We start from the raw sequence: 22,686 nt of genomic DNA on the forward strand, positions 1-22,686 counted from the left end.
GCGACGACCGCTGAGGGCCGGGTGAAACCTCATGGTGAACGTGAATGAAGAGAAGCTGGTCGAGTATCTCAAGCGCGTGTCCGCGGATCTGCACGATACGCGCCTGCGTTTGCGTGAGGTGGAGGAGCGATACCAGGAGCCGATCGCGGTCGTGAGCATCGCCTGCCGGTTCCCGGGCGGGGTGAACACACCCGAGGACCTGTGGCGGCTGGTCGCGGACGGTGTGGACGCCATCGGGGACTTCCCCACCGACCGCGGCTGGGACCTCGACAGCCTCTATCACCCGGACCCGGACCACCCCGGCACCACGTACGTCCGCCGGGGCGGATTCCTCTACGACGCCGACCGATTCGACCCGCGGTTCTTCGGCATCAGCCCGCGCGAGGCGCTGGCCACCAGCCCCCAGCAGCGGCTGTTGCTGGAAACCGCCTGGGAGGCGTGCGAACGGGCGGGAATCGACCCGGTGTCCCTCAAGGGCTCCCGGACGGGCGTCTACGCCGGTACGGCCACCACCGGCGGCACCACATCGGGTGACCTTCCCCAGAAGGGATCCGAGGGATACGCGGGCAACGCACCGAGCCTGCTCTCGGGCCGGGTGTCCTACACCCTCGGCCTGGAGGGACCGGCCGTCACGGTGGAGACGGCGTGCTCGTCGTCGCTGGTCGCGATCCATCTGGCCTGCCAGGCGCTGCGGCAGGAGGAGTGCGCCCTGGCCCTGGCCGGCGGGGTGACGGTGATGACCACCCCCGAGGTGTTCACCGGCTTCTCCCGGCAGCGCGGGCTGTCCCCGGACGGGCGCTGCAAGGCGTTCTCGGCGAACGCCGACGGCACGGGATGGGGCGAAGGCGTCGGCCTGGTGCTGCTGGAGCGGCTGTCCGACGCCCGGCGCAACGGCCATCGGGTACTGGCGGTCATCCGCGGTTCGGCCATCAACCAGGACGGCGCCAGCAACGGCTTCACCGCGCCGAACGGCCCCTCCCAGCAGCGGGTGATCCGCCAGGCCCTCGCCAGCGCCCGGCTGGCTCCGTCCGAGGTGGACGCGGTGGAGGCGCATGGCACGGGCACCAAGCTGGGTGACCCGATCGAGGCCGACGCGCTGATCGCCACGTACGGCCGGGACCGGCCGGAGGACCGACCGCTGTGGCTCGGCTCACTGAAGTCCAACATCGGCCATACGCAGGGCGCGGCGGGCGTGGCCGGTGTCATCAAAATGGTGATGGCGCTGCGGCACGGCGTACTCCCGGCCACCCTCCACGCCGAGGAACTGACGCCCCATGTGGAGTGGGACGGGGGCGGTGTACGGCTGCTGACCGAGCCGGTGGAGTGGCCGAACGGTGAGCGCCCGCGCCGGGCCGGTGTGTCGTCCTTCGGGATCAGCGGCACCAATGCCCATGTGATCGTGGAGCAGGCTCCTGAGGATGATGCGTCGGCGTCGGCTCCTGATGTGGGTGGGGTGGTGCCGTGGGTGGTGTCGGGGCGGAGTGTGGAGGCGTTGCGGGGGCAGGCCGCCGCGTTGGCTGAGCGGGTGGGCGGCGCGTCCGGGCTTTCGTTGGTCGATGTGGGGTGGTCGTTGGTTACGGCGCGGTCGGTGTTCGAGCATCGGGCGGTGGTGGTGGGTGCTGACCGGTCCGGGTTGTTGGGGGGTGTGGAGGCGTTGGCGGGGGGTGTTTCGCATCCGGGTGTGGTGGAGTCGGGTGCGGTGGCGTTGGCGGGAGATGTGGGTCCGGTGCTGGTCTTTCCCGGTCAGGGTTCGCAGTGGGCCGGTATGGGCGCCGAGTTGCTGGAGGCGTCGTCCGTGTTCGCGGCGCGGGTGGCGGAGTGTGAGCGGGCGTTGGTGCCGTATGTGGATTGGTCGCTTGCGGATGTGTTGCGTGGGGTGGAGGGTGCGGCGGATTTGGGGCGGGTGGATGTGGTGCAGCCGGTGTTGTGGGCGGTGATGGTGTCGCTTGCGGCGGTGTGGGCGGGGTATGGCGTGCGTCCTGCGGCGGTGGTGGGTCATAGCCAGGGTGAGATCGCGGCGGCTGTGGTCGCTGGTGTGCTGTCGTTGGAGGATGGTGCGAAGGTTGTGGCGTTGCGGAGTAAGGCGTTGCGGCGGTTGGCCGGTGGTGGGGCGATGGCCTCCCTGGGCGTTGGCCAGGATCGGGCGGGCCAACTGCTCTCCGAGCTAGGAGACCAGGCCGCCGGAGTGGGCGTGGCAGCTGTCAATGGCCCCTCGTCCACCGTGGTTTCGGGTCCGCCGGAGCAGGTGGCCGCTGTCGTGGCCGCGTGCCAGGCCGCTGACGAGCGGGCGCGGCTGATCGAGGTGGATTATGCCTCACACGGCCCTCAAGTGGATGAGATCCGCGATGAGTTGACGCGGGTGCTGGACGGTGTCCGTCCGCTCGATACATCCGGTTCGGATACGGCGTTCTACTCGACCGTGACTGGCGGCCGTGCCGTCACCACCGACTTGGACGCCGCCTACTGGGTGACCAATCTCCGTGAGCGGGTGCGGTTCACCGATGCCGTTCAGGCGCTGCTGGCGGATGGGCATCGGGTGTTCATCGAGGCCAGCACCCACCCCGTGCTCACCCTCGGCTTGCAGGAGACCTTCGAGGAAGCCGAGATCCCGGCCGTCACGGTGCCCACCCTGCGCCGCGATCACGGCGGGCAGGACCAGCTCCTCCACTCGCTCGCCGAGGCGTTCACCGCCGGGGTCGACATCGACTGGAGGGCCGCGTTCCCGGGTGACCCCACCCCTCGTACGGTCGATCTGCCCACGTACGCCTTCCAGCGCCGACGCTACTGGGCCACTGCCACCGGCGGGGTCGGTGATGTGGGTGCCGCGGGGCTCCAGCGGGTGGAGCACCCGTTGTTGCGCGCGGCGGTGGGCCTTGCCGATGGCGGGCTGGTGCTGACCGGACGGGTGTCGGCCACCGGCGGTGACGGCTGCTGGCTCGGTGACCACGTGGTCGCGGGAGCGTCGCTGGTGCCGGGCGCGGCGCTGGTGGAGTGGGCGTTGCGGGCGGCCGATGAGGCGGGCAGTGGCGGCATCGAGGAGCTCGCGCTACAGGCGCCGTTGGTGCTGCCGGAGTCCGGCGGGCTGCGGGTGCAGATCGTGGTGGGCGAGGCCGCCGAAGACGGGCGGCGCGATGTGCGGGTGTACTCCCGGCCCGACCGCGATGCCGAGCCCGGCGCGGACCCCGACTGGGTGTCCCACGCCGAGGGCGTCCTGAGCCCACCGACCGCGGCGACCGCGCCGAGCGCGGGCGAGGAGCTGACGGGAGTATGGCCTCCCGAGGGCGCGAAGCCGATGGACGTCGAGGACTTCTACGAGCATGCCGCGGCGGGGGGCTACGCGTACGGGCCGTCCTTCCAAGGGGTACGCGCGGTGTGGCGGGACGGGGCGGACCTGCTGGCCGAGGTGGTGCTGCCCGAGGCGGCCGGGGACGCGGAGGGATTCGGCATCCATCCGGCACTGCTCGACGCCGCCCTGCACCCCATGCTGCTCGCCGTCGACATCGAGTCGGCCGACGATGGGGGGCTGCGGCTGCCGTTCGCCTGGAATGGCGTGTCCCTGTGGGCCACGGAGGCGACCACGGCCCGGGTCCGGCTCTCGCCCCATCAGCACGGTGCGGCGGGTGAGCGCGGGTTGAGGGTGGTCGTGGCCGATGGCATGGGCGGCCCGGTGCTCACGGTCGACTCCCTGACGATGCGCCCCGCCGACCCCCGTCAGCTGCGATCCGTGGGCGGACGTGGCGTCGATGGGCTGTTCACGCTGGACTGGATCCCAATCCCCGACCTGCCCGACGCGGACGCCTCCGACACCACGGGCTGGGTCGTACTGGGCGAGGACGCGCTCCACCTGGCGGAGGAGCCCGGACTCGGCGGCGGGGGAGTGGTGTGCCATCCGGGTCTCGAAGGGCTGGTCGCCGCCCTCGACGACGGTACGCCACCTCCCGCCTTCGTCGTGACCTGTCTGCCCGCCGACGGTGGTCCGGCGGAGGCCGGAGCCGTGGCGAGGGCGGCCGATGGCTTGGCTGCCGTCGGCCATGCGCTGGAGCTGGTGCAGGGGTGGCTGGCCGAACCACGGCTGGCCGACGCCCGGTTGGTGGTGGTGACACGCGGCGCGGTGTCGATCGGGAACCCTGAAGGCGGAACCGGCGGCGGAGAGCTGAATATGGCCGCCGCGGGGCTGTGGGGTCTGCTGCGGAGTGCGCAGGCGGAGCACCCGGACCGATTCGTTCTCCTCGATCTCCACCGGGCCATCGATCCGGCCGCGGGTGAGGTGGCGGATGCCGTGGTCCGTGCCGTACGGGCGGATGAGCCACAGGCGGCGCTGCGCACCGAGGGGCCGGTGGTGCCCCGGCTGATGCGCGCGCATGACACCGGCCGTGACACCGACGGTGCCGACGAGGCGGGATCCGGCGGGCTGACCTCTGGTGGGCTCGACCCGGACGGCACGGTGCTGATCACCGGTGGTACGGGTCTGCTGGGCGGTCTGGTGGCCGAGCATCTGGTACGTACGTGGCAGGTCAAGCATCTGGTCCTGGTCAGCCGACGCGGCTCGGACGCGCCCGGCGCACCGGAGTTGGCCGAGCGGCTGAGCGATCTCGGTGCGCGGGTGCGGATCGCCGCGGTGGACGTCACGGACGCGGACGCGGTGGCCGAGGCGGTGGCCGGTATCGATCCGGCGCATCCGCTGACCGGTGTCATTCATGCGGCAGGGCTGCTGGATGACGCGGTGGTCACCTCGCAGACGCGGGAACAGGTGGCGGCGGTGTGGGCGGCGAAGGCAACGGCGGCCGCCCATCTGCACACCGCCACGGCGGATCTTCCGCTCCGCATGTTTGTGACGTTCTCCTCGGCCGCCGGAGTCGTGGGCAACGCGGGTCAGGCCGGATACGCGGCGGCGAACGCGTTTGTCGACGCGCTGGTGGCCCATCGGCGGGCGCTCGGGCTGCCCGGGCTCTCCCTGGCCTGGGGGCTGTGGGCGCGGGCCAGCGAGATGACCGGGCATATGGGCCGGGCGGATCTGACGCGGCTGCGCGGAATGCGGCCGTTGGCGTCCGAGCGTGGGCTGGCCCTGCTGGACGCCGCGTGCCGGTTCGCGAACCCGCTGATGGTGGCCGTGGACTTCGACCCGGCCGGGGTGGCCGGGGAGGGGCTTCCGGCGGTGCTGCGGGGGTTGGTGTCCGGCCGTGTGCGGCGGCGGGCCGCGGAGGGTGGTTCGTCGGCTTCGGGGTTGGCGGCTGAGTTGGTGGGGTTGGATGCGGCTGGTCGGTTGGGTGTGGTGGTGGATGTGGTGCGGGGTGGTGTGGCGGTGGTGTTGGGGTTTGGTTCGTTGGGTGAGGTGCGGGTGGATGCGGCGTTCAAGGAGTTGGGTTTTGATTCGTTGACGGCGGTGGAGTTGCGTAATCGGTTGTCGGTGGTGACGGGGTTGCGGTTGCCGGCGACGTTGGTGTTCGACTATCCGACGCCTCGGGCGCTCGCGGAGTATCTGTGCACCCGGCTGACCGGCACGACCACGGGTTCCCGCGCTCCCCTCGCGGTGCGGGCCGATGCGGACGATCCCGTGGCGATCATCGGCATGACCTGCCGCTTCCCGGGAGGTGCGGACTCCCCCGAAACGCTGTGGGACCTGGTGGCCTCGGGGAAGGACGTGATCGGGGAGTTTCCGACCGGCCGGGGCTGGGACCTGGACGGGCTGTTCCATCCGGACCCCGATCACCCGGGCACCAGCTATGCGAACGAGGGTGCCTTCCTCAATGACGCCGATGCGTTCGATGCGGCGTTCTTCGGGATCAGTCCGCGGGAGGCGCTGGCGACGGATCCGCAGCAGCGGTTGCTGTTGGAGGCGTCGTGGGAGGTGCTGGAGCGGGCGGGGATCGACCCGGTGTCGTTGAAGGGGAGCCCGACCGGTGTCTACGCGGGCGTGATGTACCACGACTACGCGGCCGGGCTCGGCGGTGGCGGCGCCGATGTGAAGCTCGAGGGCTATGCGATGCTCGCGGGGTCGGGCAGTGTGGTTTCGGGCCGGGTGGCGTACACGCTGGGCTTCGAGGGTCCGGCGGTGACGGTGGATACCGCGTGTTCGTCGTCGTTGGTGGCGATGCATCTGGCGGCGCAGGCGTTGCGGCAGGGGGAGTGCACGCTGGCGTTGGCCGGTGGGGTGACGGTGATGGCCACCCCGGATGTGTTCACCGGTTTCTCCCGTCAGCGTGGCCTGGCCCCCGACGGCCGCTGCAAGCCCTTCGCCGCTGCGGCCGATGGCACCGGCTGGGGCGAGGGTGTGGGCGTTCTGCTGTTGGAACGGCTGTCGGACGCCCGCCGCAACGGCCATGAGGTGCTGGCGGTGATCCGTGGTTCGGCGGTCAATCAGGACGGCGCGTCGAATGGGTTGACGGCACCGAACGGTCCGTCCCAGCAGCGGGTGATCCGGCAGGCGCTGGCGAGCGCCGGGTTGTCGGCGTCGGATGTCGATGCGGTGGAGGCGCACGGTACGGGTACGACGCTGGGTGACCCGATCGAGGCGCAGGCCCTCCTGGCCACGTACGGTCAGGAACGCCCGGCCGAGCGGCCGCTGCTGCTGGGCTCGATCAAGTCCAACATCGGGCATACGCAGGCGGCGGCGGGTGTCGCGGGTGTCATCAAGATGGTGCAGGCCATGCGCCATGGAATGCTGCCCGCCTCGCTGCATATCGATGAGCCGAGCCCGCATGTGGACTGGGAGAGCGGTGCGGTGCGGCTGTTGACCGAGGCGGCGGAGTGGCCGAACGGCGAGCGGCCGCGCCGGGCCGGGGTGTCCTCGTTCGGCGCCTCCGGAACCAACGCCCATGTGATCCTGGAGCAGCTTCCTGAGGAGCGGGTTCCTGAGGAGCGGGTTCCCGAGGAACGAGTTCCCGAGGCGGACGGGCCGGAGACGGGGCCGGTCTCCTCCGGCATGGGCATGGTCCCGTGGGTGCTCTCGGCGCGGAGCGCGGAGGCGCTGCGCGGACAGGCCGCCGCCCTGGCCGACCGCGTGGGCGGCGCGTCCGAGCTCTCGCCCGTCGATGTGGGGTGGTCATTGGTCACCACGCGATCGGTGTTCGAGCATCGAGCGGTGGTGGTGGGCGATGACCGCGCGGAGTTGTTGACCGCCGTGGAGGCGTTGGCGGGGGATGTGTCGCATCCGGGCGTCGTGCGGTCGGGAGCGGCGGCGCCGACGGGAGACGTAGGCCCGGTGCTGGTCTTTCCCGGTCAGGGTTCGCAGTGGGCCGGTATGGGCGCCGAGCTGCTGGAAGCGTCGCCCGTGTTCGCGGCGCGGGTGGCGGACTGCGAGCGGGCGCTGGCGCCCTACGTGGATTGGTCGCTCACGGATGTGTTGCGCGGTGCGGAGGGTGCGGGGGATCTGGGGCGGGTGGATGTGGTGCAGCCGGTGTTGTGGGCGGTGATGGTGTCGCTAGCGGCGGTGTGGGCCGGACACGGGGTACGTCCTGCGGCGGTGGTGGGCCACAGCCAGGGTGAGATCGCGGCGGCCGTGGTGGCCGGGGCCCTGTCGTTGGAGGACGCTGCCAAGGTCGTGGCGTTGCGGAGCAAGGCGTTGCGGCGGCTGGCCGGTGGTGGGGCGATGGCCTCCCTCGGCGTTGGTCAGGAGCGGGCGGGCCAACTCCTCTCCGATCTGGGAGACCAGGCCGGAGGCGTAGGCGTCGCAGCCGTCAACGGTCCCTCGTCCACGGTGGTTTCGGGGCCGCCCGAGCAGGTGGCCGCTGTCGTGGCCGCGTGCCAGGACGCGGGGGAGCGGGCGCGGCCGATCGAGGTGGACTATGCCTCGCACGGCCCTCAAGTGGACGAGATCCGTGAGGAGTTGAACGAGCTCCTCGCCGGTGTCCGTCCGCTCGACACGTCCGGTTCGGGCACGGCGTTCTACTCGACCGTGACCGGTGGCCGGACCGACGGCTCCGCCCTGGATACGGACTACTGGGTGCGGAACCTCCGTGAGCGGGTCCGGTTCACCGATGCCGTTCAGGCCCTGCTGTCCGATGGCCATCGGGTGTTCATCGAGGCCAGCACCCACCCCGTGCTCACCCTCGGATTGCAGGAGACCTTCGAGGAAGCCGAGACCCCGGCCGTCACCGTGCCCACCCTGCGCCGCGATCACGGCGGGCAGGCCCAGCTCCTCCACTCGCTCGCCCAGGCGTTCACCGCCGGGGTCGACGTCGACTGGACCACCCTGTACCCGGACTCCCCGGCGCCCCGCGTGGTCCCTCTGCCCACCTACGCGTTCCAGCGCGAGCGCTACTGGCTCGACGGCCACGGCGGACGCGCCGGCGACCCGGCCGACCTGGGGCTGGTCTCCGCCGGACATCCGCTGCTGGGCGCCGCCGTGGAACTCGCCGATGGCCGTGGCCATGTGCTGACGGGCCGGATTTCGGCGCGTAGGCACACATGGCTCGGTGAGCATGTGGTGGCGGACGCGGTGCTGGTCCCCGGCGCGGCGCTGGCCGAGTGGGTGCTGCGGGCGGCCGATGAGGTCGGCTGTGGCGGCGTGGATGAGCTGGCGCTGCATGTGCCACTCGTCTTGCCGCCGTCGGGCGGGCTACGGGTCCAGATCGTCGTGGGCGAGGCGGCCGCCGAGGACGGGCGCCGCGAGGTGCGGGTGTACTCCCGGCCCGCCGCCGGTGAAGGAGACTCCGGCACCGGCTGGATCTGCCATGCGGAGGGTGTGCTGAGCCCGCCCACGGACCGTTCCGACGAGGCGCCGGGACTGGGCGGGGCGTGGCCTCCGGCCGGTGCGGCACCGCTCGGCGTCGAGGGGTTCTACGACCGGGTCGCGGCTTCGGGCTATGCCTACGGGCCGTCCTTCCAGGGGCTGCGGGCCGTATGGCGGGACGGGGCCGACGTGTGCGCGGAGGTGGTCCTGCCCGAGGCCGCAGGGGAGCAGACCGGATTCGGCATCCACCCGGCGCTGCTGGACGCCGCGCTGCATCCCGCGCTGCTGATCGACCAGCTCGACACGCGCGATGACACCGGGACGACCGGTGACGAGCCCACCGATGGCCGGGTCTGGCTGCCGTTCGCCTGGAACGGTGTGACGTTGTGGGCGGCCGGGGCGACCACGGTCCGGGTACGTCTCTCTCCCCACCAGGAGACCGCCGAGGGCGAGCGTGCCCTGCGGCTGACCGTGGCCGACGCCGTCGGCGCTCCGGTGCTGACCGTCGACTCCGTGGCGATGCGGCCCGCGAGCGTCGATCAGCTGCGGGTGGCGGTGGCCCCCGGCGGCCATGCCACGGACAGTCTGTTCACCGTCGAGTGGACTCCTCTGCCGTTCGCGGCAGGGGCCGGAGAGGCGGTGGCAGGGGCCGGAGAAGCGGTGGCCGGGGACGATGGCTGGGCGGTCCTGGGGGCTGGCGGCCACCCGGATCCGGCCGCGCTCGTCGCGGCACTCGATGACGACGAGCCCGTACCGCCCGTCGTTCTCGCCGACCTGACCGACCTGACCGACGTGGCCAGCCTGATCAGGCCCACCGGTGAGGGCGTCGAGGAGGCGTCGGCCGAGGCGCTGTCGGCGACCGGACGGGCGCTGGAGCTGGTACGGGGCTGGCTGGCCGAACCACGGTTGGCGGACGCCCGGTTGGTGGTGATCACGCGGGGCGCGGTGGCGGTGGACGGCCCCGAGAGCACCGCCCGGGTGGACCTGGCCGGGGCCGCCGTATGGGGCCTCGTACGCAGCGCACAGTCGGAGCACCCCGGCCGCTTCGTCCTCCTCGACCGCGACGATGAGCCCAACTCCCAAGCCGACCCGTACACCGACGCCGTGCGCACCGCCGTGGCGCGCGCCGTGGAGATGGACGAGCCCAAGCTGGCCCTCCGCGCCGGTCGGGCCCTCGTGCCCCGTCTGGTCCATGCCGGTACCGGTGGCGCGGGGCTGGTGGGCCCCGTGGCGCAGCCCGAGGCATGGCGGCTGGACACGGCGGGCACGGCGACCCTGGAGAACGTCGTACCGGTGCCCTGCCCCGAGGTGCTGGAGCCCCTGGGCGCGGGCCAGGTGCGGATCGCCGTACGCGCCGCCGGTGTCAACTTCCGTGACGTCATGGTCGGGTTGGGCATGGTGCCCGGCCAGACCGGACTCGGCGGCGAGGGCGCCGGAGTCGTGGTGGACATCGGCCCCGAGGTGACCCATGTGGCCGTGGGCGACCGTGTCATGGGCGTCCTCGACCAGTCGTTCGGACCGCTCGCGGTCACCGACGCGCGGTTGTTGGCGCCGATCCCGGATGGCTGGAGCTTCCGGCAGGCGGCGGCCGTGCCGGTGGCCTGTCTGACCGCCTGGTACGGACTGACGGACCTCGCCGGGGTACGGCCCGGAGAGTCGGTGCTGATCCATGCCGCGACCGGTGGCGTGGGGACGGCCGCCGTGCGGATCGCCCGGCGTCTCGGCGCGGAGGTCTACGCGACGGCGAGCCCGGCGAAGCACGGGGTGCTGGAGGAGATGGGCATCGACGCGGCCCACCGGGCCTCGTCGCGCGACCTGGACTTCGAGGAGGCGTTCCGTGAGGCCACCGGTGGCCGTGGTGTGGACGTGGTGCTCAACAGCCTCGCCGGACCCTTCGTCGATGCCTCGCTCCGTCTCCTCGGCGCGGGCGGGCGGTTGCTGGAGATGGGCAAGACCGACATCCGCGACCCGGAGCTGATCGCGGCCGAGCATCCCGGAGTGACCTACCGGGCCTACGACCTGATCACTCACGCCGGCCCTGACCGCATCGGCGAAATGCTGTGCGAGCTGGGTGAGTTGTTCGCCTCCGGTGTGCTGGAGCCGCCTCCGGTACGGGCCTGGCCGCTCAGCCGGGCGCGTGCGGCGTTGCGGTGTCTCAGTCAGGCCAAGCACACCGGCAAGTTGGTCCTGGACGTCCCCGCCCCGGTGGATCCGGACGGCACCGTGCTCATCACCGGCGGCACCGGTACCCTCGGCGCGCTGGTGGCCGAACATCTCGTCCGCACCTGGAACATCCGCCATCTGCTGCTGGTGAGCCGCGGCGGCCCCGGCGCGCCCGGGGCCAAGGAACTGGCGGCCCACCTCGCCGACCTGGGGGCCGAGGCCCGGATCGAGGCGGTGGACGTCACCGACGGCGGCGCGGTGCACGACCTCATCGCGGGCATCGATCCGGCACACCCCCTGACCGGGGTCGTGCACGCGGCGGGTGTGCTGGACGACGCGGTGGTCACCTCGCAGACCCCGGAGCGTCTGGCGCGGGTGTGGGGGCCCAAGGCCACGGCCGCGGCCCATCTCCACGCCGCCACCGCGCGTCTGCGGCTCGGCATGTTCGTGATGTTCTCCTCGGCCGCGGGCGTGATGGGCAGCCCTGGCCAGGCCAACTACGCGGCTGCCAACGCCTATTGCGACGCCCTGGCCGTCCACCGCCAGGCCATGGGCCTCCCGGCGGTCTCGGTGGCCTGGGGACTGTGGGCCGATGCCAGCGGTATGACCGGGCATCTGGACGAGGCGGACCTGGCCAGGATGTCCCGCTCCGGCATCGCCGCCATGTCCGGCGAGCAGGCGTTGGGGCTGATGGACGCCGCGTGCTGGCACGGCGCCCCGCAACCCGCGGCCGTACGGCTCGACCTCCGGACCCTGGCCGCCCAGCCCGGCGACACCCTGCCGGCCCTGCTGCGCACGCTCCTCGACAGCGGCACGACCACCCGTCGTACCGCCGCCACCGGGGCGCCCGCCGCCGGGTTGGTCGCCCAGCTCATGGCGGTGCCCGCGGAGGAGCGGCACCGGATCCTGCTCACGCTGGTGCGCACACAGGCCGCGGCGGTCCTGGGCCACACCGATGCCGGGGCGGTGTCCGGTGACGCCCCCTTCAAGGACCTGGGCTTCGACTCGCTGACCGGTGTCGAACTGCGCAACCGGCTCGCCGCCGCCACCGGGCTGCGGCTGCCCGCCACCGTCGTCTTCAGGCATCCGACGCCCTCGGCCATCGCCGCCGAACTGCGGACGCGGCTGTGCCCCGCGCAGGCGGACACCTCGGCGCCCGTCTTCGGCGAGCTGGAGCGGCTGGAGGCGGCGATGGCGGGGCTCGGTGCCCACGACGAGGCCCGCGGCCGGCTGGCGAAGCGCCTGGAGGCGCTGCTGTGGCGGCTCAATGACGACACACCGGCTGAGGCCACCGGCGAGCTCCGCCCCGCCGCGGACGACGGCGCCCTCGACTCCGCGTCGGACGACGAGTTGTTCGAGTTCATCGACAGGGAACTGCCCTCTTGAGCGTGAGTGAGGACTGATGTCGGGTACGGAAGAGAAACTCCGCCAGTATCTGAAGCGGGTCACGGTGGACCTCGGGCAGGCCCGTCAGCGGCTGCGCGAGATGGAGGAGCGGTCCCAGGAGCCGGTGGCCGTCGTGAGCATGGCCTGCCGCTATCCGGGTGGGGTCGGCTGCCCCGAGGAGCTGTGGGAGCTGGTGGCCTCCGGTGGCGACGGCATCACCGCGTTCCCCACCGACCGCGGCTGGGATCTGGACGGCCTCTACCACCCGGACCCCGACCACCCCGGTACCAGCTATGTCCGGCACGGCGGATTCCTGGACGGCGCCGACCGCTTCGACGCGGAGTTCTTCGGGATCAGCCCGCGCGAGGCCCTGGCGATGGATCCGCAGCAGCGGTTGCTGCTCGAAGTGGCCTGGGAGCTGTTCGAGCGCGCGGGCATCGACCCGGTGACGATGAAGGGCAGCCGGACCGGTGTGTACGCGGGTGTGTCCAGCCAGGACTATCTCTCCCGGATGCCCCAGGTGCCGGAGGGGTTCGAGGGCTATGCCACGACCGGCAGCCTGACCAGTGTGGTCTCCGGCCGGGTGGCGTACACCTTCGGTCTGGAGGGCCCGGCGGTGACGGTGGACACGGCGTGTTCGTCGTCGCTGGTGGCCATGCATCTGGCGGGTCAGGCGCTGCGCCAGGGCGAATGCGATCTGGCGCTCGCGGGCGGGGTCACCGCGCTCACCACACCCACCGCGTTCGCCGAGTTCTCCCGGCAGCGCGGGCTGGCCCCGGACGGCCGCTGCAAGTCCTTCGCGGCCGCCGCGGACGGCACGGGCTTCTCCGAGGGCGTCGGCCTGGTGCTGCTGGAGCGGCTGTCGGACGCGCGGCGCAACGGCCATCGGGTGCTGGCCCTGATCCGGGGCTCGGCCGTCAACCAGGACGGTGCCAGCAACGGATTGACCGCGCCCAACGACGTATCGCAGGAGCGGGTGATCCGCCAGGCGCTGGCCAATGCGCGGCTCGCCGCCGATCAGATCGACGCGGTGGAGGCCCATGGCACGGGCACATCCCTCGGCGACCCGATCGAGGCACACGCGCTGCTGGCCACCTACGGCCGGGACCGGCCCGGTGAACGACCCCTGTGGCTGGGGTCGCTCAAGTCGAACATCGGCCATGCCCAGGCGGCCGCCGGGGTGGCCGGTGTGATCAAGATGGTGATGGCGCTTCGCCACGAGACGCTGCCGGTGACCCTGCATATCGATGAGCCGACCTCGCATGTGGACTGGGAAGGCGGCGGGGTACGGCTGCTGACGGAACCGGTGGCGTGGCCGAGGGGTGAGCGCCCCCGCAGGGCCGGGGTGTCCTCGTTCGGGATCAGCGGCACCAATGCCCATCTGATCCTGGAGCAGGCCCCCGAGCCGAACCCCCCTGCCGGGCAGGAGGAGCCCGCCGACCGCGATTCCACGGCGGGGCCGGCGGTGGCGACGGCGGTGGTGCCCTGGGTGCTGTCCGCCCGTAGTGCCCAGGCCCTGCGGGGGCAGGCCGCCGCGCTCGCCCGGCGGATGGCCGCCGACCCGGGGCCGTCCATCGCCGAGGTGAGCTGGTCGCTGGCCACCACCCGCTCGGTGTTCGACCACCGGGCCGTGGCCGTGGCCGAGACCCGCGAGGAGCTGATGGCGGCCGTGGAGGCACTGGCCACCGGCGGGACGCACCCGGCCCTGGTCCACCCCGGTGGCGCGGCCGTGGCCGGGGGGCTGGGCCCGGTGCTGGTGTTCCCCGGTCAGGGCTCGCAGTGGGCGGGCATGGGCGCCGAACTGCTCGACGCCTCACCAGTGTTCGCCGCCCGCGTTGCGGAGTGTGAACGCGCCCTGGCGCCGTACGTCGACTGGTCCCTCACCGATGCGCTGCGCGGCGCCGACGGGGCGGGCCACCTGGGCCGTGTCGACGTCGTACAGCCCGTCCTGTGGGCCGTGATGGTGTCACTCGCCGCGGTGTGGACAGGCCATGGCGTACGTCCAGCGGCGGTGATCGGGCACAGCCAGGGCGAGATCGCGGCGGCCGTGGTGGCCGGGGCCCTGTCGCTGGAGGACGGCGCCAAGGTCGTTGCGGTGCGCAGCAAGGCGTTGCGGCGGCTGGCCGGTGGCGGGGCGATGGCCTCCCTGGGAGTGAGCCGCGAGCGGGCCGAGAAGCTGCTGGCGGGGCTTGGCGAGCAGACGTCGGCCGTGGGCGTGGCGGCCGTCAACGGCCCATCGTCCACGGTGGTTTCCGGACCGCCCGAGCAGGTGGCGCATGCCGTGGCGGCGTGTCGCGAGGCGGGTGACCGGGCCCGGCCGATCGAGGTGGACTACGCCTCGCACAGCCCCCAGGTGGACGAGATCGCCGACGAGCTGACGGAGGCCCTGGCCGGTGTCCGACCGGTCGCGTCCACGGTGGCGTTCTACTCCACGGTCACCGCAGGCCGGATCGACACCACCGCGCTGGACACCGGCTACTGGGTGACCAACCTCCGTGAGCCGGTGCGGTTCGCCGACACCGTCCGGGCGCTGCTGGCCGACGGCCACCGCGTGTTCATCGAGAGCAGCACCCACCCCGTACTGACCGTCGGCATGCAGGAGAGTTTCGAGGAGGCCGGAGCCGAGGCGGTCACCGTGCCCACGCTCCGGCGCGACCACGGCGGCCCGGCGCGGCTGATCGAGTCCCTCGCGCTGGCCTTCACGGCGGGCGTCGCGGTCGACTGGGCCACCCTCCACCCCACCGGACCCGCCGCCCCGCGCACCGTCGAACTGCCCACCTACGCCTTCCAGCGGGAGCGGTACTGGCTGGCCGACTCGGTGTCCTTCGACCCCCGGCCCGCGGCGGACGAGGAGGAGTCCCGGTTCTGGGCCGCCGTGGAGGGCGAAGACCTCAGCGCGCTCTCCGAGACGCTGAGCCTCCCGGACGACACCGGCCACCGGGCCTCGCTGGGCACCGTGCTCCCCGCGCTCTCGACCTGGCGCCGCGCCCGGCGTGAGCGCTCCGCCGTGGACACCTGGCGCTACCGCGTCGAGTGGCGGCCCGTCGCCGACGACAGGCGGCTCGTCGCCGATGCCGCTCCCGCTGCCGGGGGCCCCTGGCTCGTGGTCCACCCGAAGGGCACCTCCGACGGTTGGACCGACGCCTGCGTACGGGCGCTGGGCGCGGACGGCGGCCAGGTGCGGCGGCTGGAGGTGGCCGAGGACACCGACCGCGAGCGGCTGGCCGAGTCGCTGCGCTCCCGGTGCGCCGAGGAGCCGTCACCGACGGGCGTCCTGTCGCTGCTGGCCCTGGACGACGACGCGCCGCCGCTGCCCGGTGTGGCCCCCGGTCTCACCGGCACGCTCACCCTGCTCCAGGCGCTGGTGGACGCCGCCGTCACCGCGCCCCTGTGGTGCGCCACCCGCGGCGCGGTCGCCATCGACGACTCCGACCCGCTGGACGCGCCCCACCAGGCTCAGCTGTGGGGGCTCGGCCGGGTGGCCGCCCTCGAACACCCCGACCGCTGGGGCGGGTTGGTGGACCTGCCCATGAGCCCGGACACCCTCGACGCGGAGCGGCTGCGCGCCGCGCTCACCGGGGCCCGGGGCGAGGACGAGGTGGCGCTGCGCCCGGCAGGTGCGTATGTTCGTCGGCTGGTGCCCGACCCGATCGGCGGCCGTGCCCCGCGGCGCACCTGGAGGCCCAGGTCCACCGTGCTCATCACCGGAACCGCCGACGGGCCCGCCGCCCAGGTCGCCCGCCACCTGGCCGCGGACGGGGCGGAACACATCGTGATGCTGTGCCCTGGAGGTGGCGATGCCCCCGGCGCCGTGCAGCTGAAGGCCGAACTCGACGCGTTCGGCACCGGACTCACCGTGGCCGACCACGCGCCCGCCGACCGGGAAGGCACCGCGCGCCTGGTCGAGCGCGTGGCGGAGGCGAGCGGACGGATCGGGACCATCATCCACACCTCGGCCTCCGGTGAGCTGGCCCCGCTGATGGAGCTCACCCCGCGGCGGCTGGCCCGGGAGATCCGCGCCCATCTGGACGACACCGGGCGCCACCTGGACGAACTCTGCGGCATGGGCCCCGAGGACACCGTGGTCTACTTCTCCACCGTCGCCGCGTCCTGGGGCAGCAAGGACCACGGTTCCTACGCGGCCGCCACCGCCTGCCTCGACGCGCTGGCCCGGCGCGACCGGGCCGAGGGCCGGTCCACCGTCTCGATCGCGTGGGGGCTGTGGGACCTGTCGTACGGCGGTGAGGCGGCGGACGCGACGACGCCCTCGCACACCGAGCGCGCCCGGCGGCAGGGCCTGCCCCCGCTGGACCCCCGGCCGGCGCTGACCGCACTGCGCCAGGCGCTCGACCACGACGATCCGGGCGTCACCATCGCCGATGTGGCATGGGAGCGCTTCGCGCCGCTGTTCACCCTCGCCCGCCCCAGCAGGCTCTTCGACGGTGTCCCGGCCGCCCGCCGGGCCATCGAGGCCGCGCGGGGACCCGCGGCGGACACCGGCACCGACGAGGCGTCCGCCCTGCGGCGGGAGCTGGCCGCCCTGCCCGGGGAAGAGCGGGTCGAGCGGCTGCTGGCGCTGGTACGCGCCCATGTGGCGGCCGTACTGCACTATCCGGCGCCGGAGGCGGTCGAGCCGGACCGCCCGTTCAAGGAGCTGGGGTTCGACTCCATCGCGGCCGTGGAGCTCAGGAACCGGCTGCGCGCCGCCACGGGGCTGAGCCTGCCGACCACGGTGGTCTTCGACTATCCGACGCCTCGTACGCTGGCGGGCCAGCTGCTGGCCGAGGTGGACCCGGGGGAGGCCGACGCGGCACATCCGGTGTCCGGACACCTCGACGAGCTCGAGGCCGCACTGGCCGGGCTGCCGACCGGCGACCCGCGCCGCGCCGGTCTGGTGAACCGGTTGCAGGCCCTGGTGTGGAAGTACACCGCAACCGCGCAGGAGGCCGAGGCGCCCGCGGGCGAGCAGGATCTGGCGGCGGCCACCGCCGATGAGGTGTTCGCCCTCATCGACCGGGAGCTCGGGGTCTGACCGGGAGCTCGGGTCTGACCGGGCGGTCGCGGGTCCCGGCCCCGCGACCGCCGGTGCGTCAACCGCCGTGCTCCCGGCGTCGGCTGCTGATCGAGTCGGGGTCCCAGCCCGGTCGGGGAACGGACGCCAGCAGAAGCTGTGTGTAGGGGTGTCCGGGGTCGCCGAGGAGGTCCGCGACGGGGCGGTGTTCCATCGTGCGGCCCCGGTACAGAACGAGCGCGTCGTCGCACACGTATCGCACCACGGCCAGGTCGTGGCTGACGAAGACCAGCCCGACACCGGTGTCGCGGCGGATGTCCCACAGGAGGTTGAGCACCTGCGCCTGTACGGACACGTCGAGGGCCGACACCGCCTCGTCGAGCACGAGCACGGCGGGTTGCACGGCCAACGCCCGTGCGATCGCGGCGCGTTGGCGCTGGCCGCCGGAGAGCCCGCGGGGGAGCGCGGCCGCCTCGCGCTCTCCGAGGCCGACCTGGGCGAGCAGTTCCCTGGTGCGGGCGGCCCGGTCCGCCCGGTCCGTCAGGCCGTGCAGCCGCAGCACCCCGTCGATGGTCGCGCGGACGCTGATGCGCGCGTCCAGCGAGAGGTACGGGTCCTGGAAGACGATCTGGACCGCCTTGGCCCGGGCGAGGCGGGCCGCCCTGCCGCGTACGGTCGCGGTCAGTGGCTCGCCCTGGACCAGGATCCGTCCCGCGTCGGGGCGTTCGAGGCCGATCAGCATCCGGGCCGTGGTCGTCTTGCCGGAGCCCGACTCCCCTACGATGCCGAGCGCGCCGCCGGCCCGTACGGAGAACGACAGGTCGTCGACCGCGACGACCTCCGCCCTTCCCGTCCGGTAGGTCTTGCGCAGCCCGCTCACTTGGAGCAGCGTGTCCGTCTCGCTGGTCAACCGTCCTCCAGCTGGGGTGAGTTGGGAGCGGTCACCGTCGTGGCGAGCGCGTCGGGTACGGAGGTGAGGTCGTCGGCGCGGTGGCAGGCGACCAGGCCCGTGCCGTGCCGCTCCAGGGGCGGTGGTGACTGGTCGCAGACGCCGGGGCGGGCGAAGCGGCAGCGGGCCGCGAAGGAGCAGCCCGGGGCGGAGTCGAGCAGACCCATCGGGGCCCCGGGGATCGGAGTCAGCCGGGCCGGCGGGCCGTTCGGCGCCGACAGGGGAGGGGAGGAGCCGAGCAGGCCCGCGGTGTACGGGTGGCGGGGCGCCGCGAAGAGTTCGGCGGTGGGCGCCGTCTCCACGATCCGCCCGGCGTACATCACGTAGACGCGGTCGCAGGTGGCGGCCGCGAGTTCGATGTCGTGGGTGATGAGGAGCAGGCCCAGGCCGCGTTCGCGTTGCAGCCGTCCCAGGATGGCCATGATCTCGGCCTGGGTGCTGACGTCGAGGGCGGTGGTCGGTTCGTCGCACAGCAGCAGCCGGGGTTCGCCGGTGAGCGCTCCGGCGATCATGACGCGTTGGAGCATGCCGCCGGAGAGCTGGTGCGGATACTGCCTCAGGTGCCGGGCCGGGTCCGGGAGGCCGACCGCGGCGAGCAGTTCGGCGGCCCGGACGTTGGCTCGGTCCTTGGTCCAGCCGTGGCTGACGCGCAGCGATTCGGTGAGGAAGTCCCCGACGCGGCGCACCGGGTTGATGCCCGCCCGGGGGTCCTGGAAGATCATCGACGCCTTGGCCGTACGGATGGTCCGCAGACCGGTGGCGTCGGCACTCACCAGATCCGCTCCATCGACCCGGACCCGGCCTTCGACTTCGGCCCTCGCGGGGAACAGGCCGAGGGCGGCGCGCGCGGTGACCGACTTCCCGGAGCCGGACTCACCGACCAGGGCGACGACCTCACCGGCGGCCACGGTCAGATCGATGCCGTCGAGGACCGGGCGGGCCATGCCGGGCAGGGCGATGCTCAGCGCCTCGTATTCCAGCAGTGCCATCAGGAATCCCTCCCCGCGAGCCGGTCGCCGAAGTTCTCTCCGACCACGTTGAAGGCGACGACGACCAGGACGACCGCGACCGCGGGCACGATCGACGACAGTGGCCGCCCTTGCAGCACCGCGGCCTGGCTCTGGTTGATCATCGCGCCCCAGTCGGGTGTCGGCGGCTGAACGCCGAGGCCCAGGAAGGACAGGGCGGCGAGGTCGAGCAGCGCGTAGCCGAAGTTGACGGTCGACTGGGCGAGCACGGTCGGGCCGATGTTCGGCAGCAGTCGGCGGACCGCGACGAACATCCCGGAGTGTCCTTGCACACGGTAGGCGGCGATATAGGGCCTGGCCCGCTCCCGCAACGCGAGGCCGCGCACCAACCGGGCGGTGTACGGCATGTACGCGAGGGACATGGCGATCACCGGTGCCGTCATCCCCTTGCCGAAGACCGCCACCGCGAGGATCGCGACGAGCAGTGCGGGGAAGGCGAACAGGACGTCGATCAGCCGCCCGATCACGGTGTCGGCCCAGCCGCCCCGCCAGGCGGTGAACAGGCCGACGGCGATGCCCGTAACGGTGGAGAACAGCACCACCGTGAGCGGCCCGACCAGGCTCGTACGGCTCCCTTCGACGAGGGCCGAGAACGTGTCGTGCCCACCCTGGTCCGTGCCCAGCCAATGCTCGGCGCTCGGGCCCACGAGCCCCGAGCCGAGGTCGCCGTAGGTCGGATCCTGCGGCGCGAGCCACGGAGCGAACACCGAGACCAGGACGAACAGGACCAGAAGCAGCAGGCACAGGTTCTGCGACCACCCGCCGCCCAAGGACCGCGGCCGGGCGACCGGACCGCGCGTCACACCTGGGATCCGTACGCTCATCGTGCGCTCCCCGCTGCCGCCACCCGCGGATCGATCAGCGGATGTGCCACGTCCACCAGGGCGTTGACCACGACGAACGCGGCCACCACGAGCAGCACGATCGCCTGCACCACCTGGAAGTCCATCTGGTTGACCGACTGCACGAGCAGCGATCCCACGCCCGACATCCCGAACGCGGTCTCCACGATCGAGGTGCTCACCAGCATTCCCGAGATCAGGAGCGCGGAGACGGTGACGATCGGCCCGAGCGCGTTCCGCAGCACATGACACCGGATCACGGTCCACCGCGGTGTGCCACGGCTCACCGAGACCTCGACGTGCTCACGGCCCAGCTCCTCCAGCATCGCCGAGCGGGTCACCCGGGTCACCAGCGCCATGAACGTCACCGACAGGGCCACCGCCGGAAGCACCACATGATGCAGCCGGTCGAGTACGCCGGTGCCGTTGCCGATGGTCGGGAACCAGCCGAGCCGCACCCCGAACTGCGACCTCAACAGCACCGCGACGACGAAGGCGGGGGCCGCGGCCCCCACCGTCACCAGAAGCATCAGCGCGGAGTCGGTCCGCGTACCGCGGCGCAGCGCGCCGACCGTGCCCGCCGCGATGCCCACCACCGCGATCAGCAGCGCCGACACCCCGACCAACAGCAGCGTGGCCGGCAGGCGCGACCAGATGACCGAGCTGACGTCCTGGTGGAAGACGTAGGACCGGCCGAAGTCGCCGTGCGCCACCTGGTCCAGCCAGTGTCCGTACCGGACCAGGAACGGCTGGTCGAACCCGTACTGGTGCCGGATCTCGGCGAGTTCCCGCGGACTCGCGCTGCGGCCGCGCACCAGGAAGCTCGCCGGGTCGCCGGGCGCCAGGTACAGCGAGGAGAACACCAGGAACGAGGTGACCAGGAGGGTCGTGGCCATCCCGGCCAGTCTGCGCAGACCCCCGAGCGCCCGTGTCGCCGTGCGATTCATCCCTTCGCTCCGATCTCGGCCGCCCACGGGTAGTACAGATAGGCGATCGACGGCTGGACGCCGGTGATCCGGTTGCCGAGGAAGACGCTCACGGGCTGGGTGTGCAGGGGCAGCCAGGGCAGTTCCCGCAGGGCGATCCGCTGCGCCTCCGCGTTGGCCTCCGCGTGCGCGGCCGGTTCGTAGGTGCCGATGGCCCGCTCGACGGCCCTGTCGAAGTCCCTGTTCGACCAGCCCCCGTAGTTGGTGGACGCGCCGGTCTCCAGGGAGGTGTACATGTCCAGCGGGTCGGTGATCGACGTGTACCAGAAGGTGAGGAAGAGGTCGATGCCCTTGCGGGCGGCGGGGTCGGTGAAGAGCGTCGAGTACTTCTCCGGGGGAAGCGTGTCGATCTTGGGGTCGAGCCCGATGTCCCTGGCCGCCTGGGCGACAGCCTGCGTGGTGATCGTCGACTGGGAGTCGAGCGGGCTGGTCGCGATGGTGATCCGCCGGCCCCGCACTCCGGCCTGCTCGGCGAGCTCCTTGGCCTTGGCCGGGTCGTACGGATAGCGCGGCAGATCCTCGCGGAGGGCCTTGCGGGTCGCGGCGGGCGCCCCGTTCCACACGTTGTCGGTGACCAGCGAGTCGGCGACCTCACCGACTCCACCGGCGCCCGCCTTGACGATGCCCTCGCGGTTGATGGCCATGAGCAGGGCCCTGCGCACCCGGGTGTCGCCCAGCGGGCCCTTGAGATCGCCGACCACCTCGTCCGCGACGGTGGTGTTGCGGCCGAAGTAGAGCTTTCCCGCCCGGGACGAGCGGAGTTGGGCGTAGGAATCGGTGGGGACCATCCAGCCGCCGTCCACCTCACCGCTCTGGAAGGCGCTGACGCGGGTCGTGGCATCGCTCAGGAACACGAACTTGACCTGGCCGGCCTTGGCCTTGAGCTTGGGGTTCCAGTAGCCGTCGAACTTCTTGAGCACAAGCGACTGGCCCGGGTTCCAGGACCCGAACGAGAACGGCCCGGTGCAGTTCACACCGCCCTTGGGGCCGCCGTAGTCCTTGCCCTCCTCGGCGAGCGTGGCGGCGGACTCGACGGTGCCGGGGCTGGCCGCCATCTCCTGGTTGAAGGTCGAGTCCGGCCTCTTCAGCCTGACGGTGACTTCCAGCTCACCGGACTGGTCGATCGACTTCACATTGCGGAAGGAGTTGGCCCAGGCGCTGCCCACGGCCGGGTCGAGGTGGCGGCGCAGCGAGGCGACGACGTCGTGCGCGGTGAGCACCGTCCCGTCGTGGAAGCGCACATGGGGGCGGATCTTGTAGACCCAGGTGGTGGGCGTCGGATTGCGGTACGAGGACGCGAGGTTCGGTGACGTCGTCAGATCCGGGTTCCAGCGCAGCAGGCTCTCACAGACGTTGGAGAGGATCTGGTTGGGCGGGTAGTCGAAGGCGTAGGCGTAGTCGATCGAGGTGGGCTCGGCGAAGATCGACCAGCTGAAGGAGTCAAGTGCCCCTGTGGCGGCCGGAGTTCGATCGGTGAGTCGGTACGCGGCACTCGTGCCGCCGCCCTTGTCCGAGTGCGCGGTGCCGCTGCACGCACCGGTGGTGAGCACCGCGGCCACGGTGAGGAAGGTCCCCACGGTGCGCCGCGATGGCCGTGTCCGTCGTCTCGTTCCTGCGCTCCCTATGGGCATCGGCTGGCTCCGTCCGGGG

The 22,686-nt window shown here is 72.4% G+C and carries 7 protein-coding genes; 2 read left to right on the top strand and 5 right to left on the bottom strand.

From position 1 onward, the window contains the following. Positions 1 to 31 precede the first annotated feature (31 nt). On the top strand, positions 32 to 12,220 hold the full coding sequence (locus ACJX2R_RS44480) for an SDR family NAD(P)-dependent oxidoreductase (RefSeq protein WP_413104718.1): 12,189 nt from the start codon (positions 32 to 34) through the stop codon (positions 12,218 to 12,220). Positions 12,221 to 12,236: 16 nt separating this feature from the next. After that, complete coding sequence (locus tag ACJX2R_RS44485) at positions 12,237 to 17,252, top strand: type I polyketide synthase (protein WP_413104719.1); 5,016 nt, start codon at positions 12,237 to 12,239, stop codon at positions 17,250 to 17,252. A 58-nt stretch (positions 17,253 to 17,310) separates the two neighbouring features. Here the strand turns inward: ACJX2R_RS44485 and ACJX2R_RS44490 are convergent, their stop codons facing one another. Genes ACJX2R_RS44490 through ACJX2R_RS44510 form a run of 5 tightly spaced genes read right to left on the bottom strand, consistent with a single transcriptional unit; the run spans position 17,311 to position 22,613 of the window. Beyond that, positions 17,311 to 18,141, bottom strand: coding sequence for an ATP-binding cassette domain-containing protein (locus ACJX2R_RS44490; protein ID WP_413104720.1), 831 nt, complete (start codon positions 18,139 to 18,141; stop codon positions 17,311 to 17,313). Beyond that, positions 18,138 to 19,169 (bottom strand): ABC transporter ATP-binding protein, encoded by a 1,032-nt coding sequence (locus ACJX2R_RS44495; protein ID WP_413104721.1) that lies wholly within the window; start codon positions 19,167 to 19,169, stop codon positions 18,138 to 18,140. Before ACJX2R_RS44495 ends, ACJX2R_RS44490 begins: the two co-directional genes overlap by 4 nt. Next, positions 19,169 to 20,032 carry an ABC transporter permease gene (locus ACJX2R_RS44500; protein ID WP_413104722.1) on the bottom strand — a complete coding sequence of 288 codons (864 nt, stop codon included), beginning with the start codon at positions 20,030 to 20,032 and terminating at the stop codon, positions 19,169 to 19,171. The genes ACJX2R_RS44495 and ACJX2R_RS44500 overlap by 1 nt, the downstream gene beginning before the upstream one ends. Continuing rightward, positions 20,029 to 20,997, bottom strand: coding sequence for an ABC transporter permease (locus ACJX2R_RS44505; RefSeq protein ID WP_413104723.1), 969 nt, complete (start codon positions 20,995 to 20,997; stop codon positions 20,029 to 20,031). Before ACJX2R_RS44505 ends, ACJX2R_RS44500 begins: the two co-directional genes overlap by 4 nt. Then, positions 20,994 to 22,613, bottom strand: a complete 1,620-nt coding sequence (locus ACJX2R_RS44510) for an ABC transporter substrate-binding protein (RefSeq protein WP_413104724.1) — start codon at positions 22,611 to 22,613, stop codon at positions 20,994 to 20,996. The genes ACJX2R_RS44505 and ACJX2R_RS44510 overlap by 4 nt, the downstream gene beginning before the upstream one ends. Between the last annotated feature and the right edge of the window lie 73 nt (positions 22,614 to 22,686).

Source organism: Streptomyces sp. Inha503 (assembly GCF_047215865.1).
GTDB classification, from domain to species: domain Bacteria; phylum Actinomycetota; class Actinomycetes; order Streptomycetales; family Streptomycetaceae; genus Streptomyces; species Streptomyces lycopersici.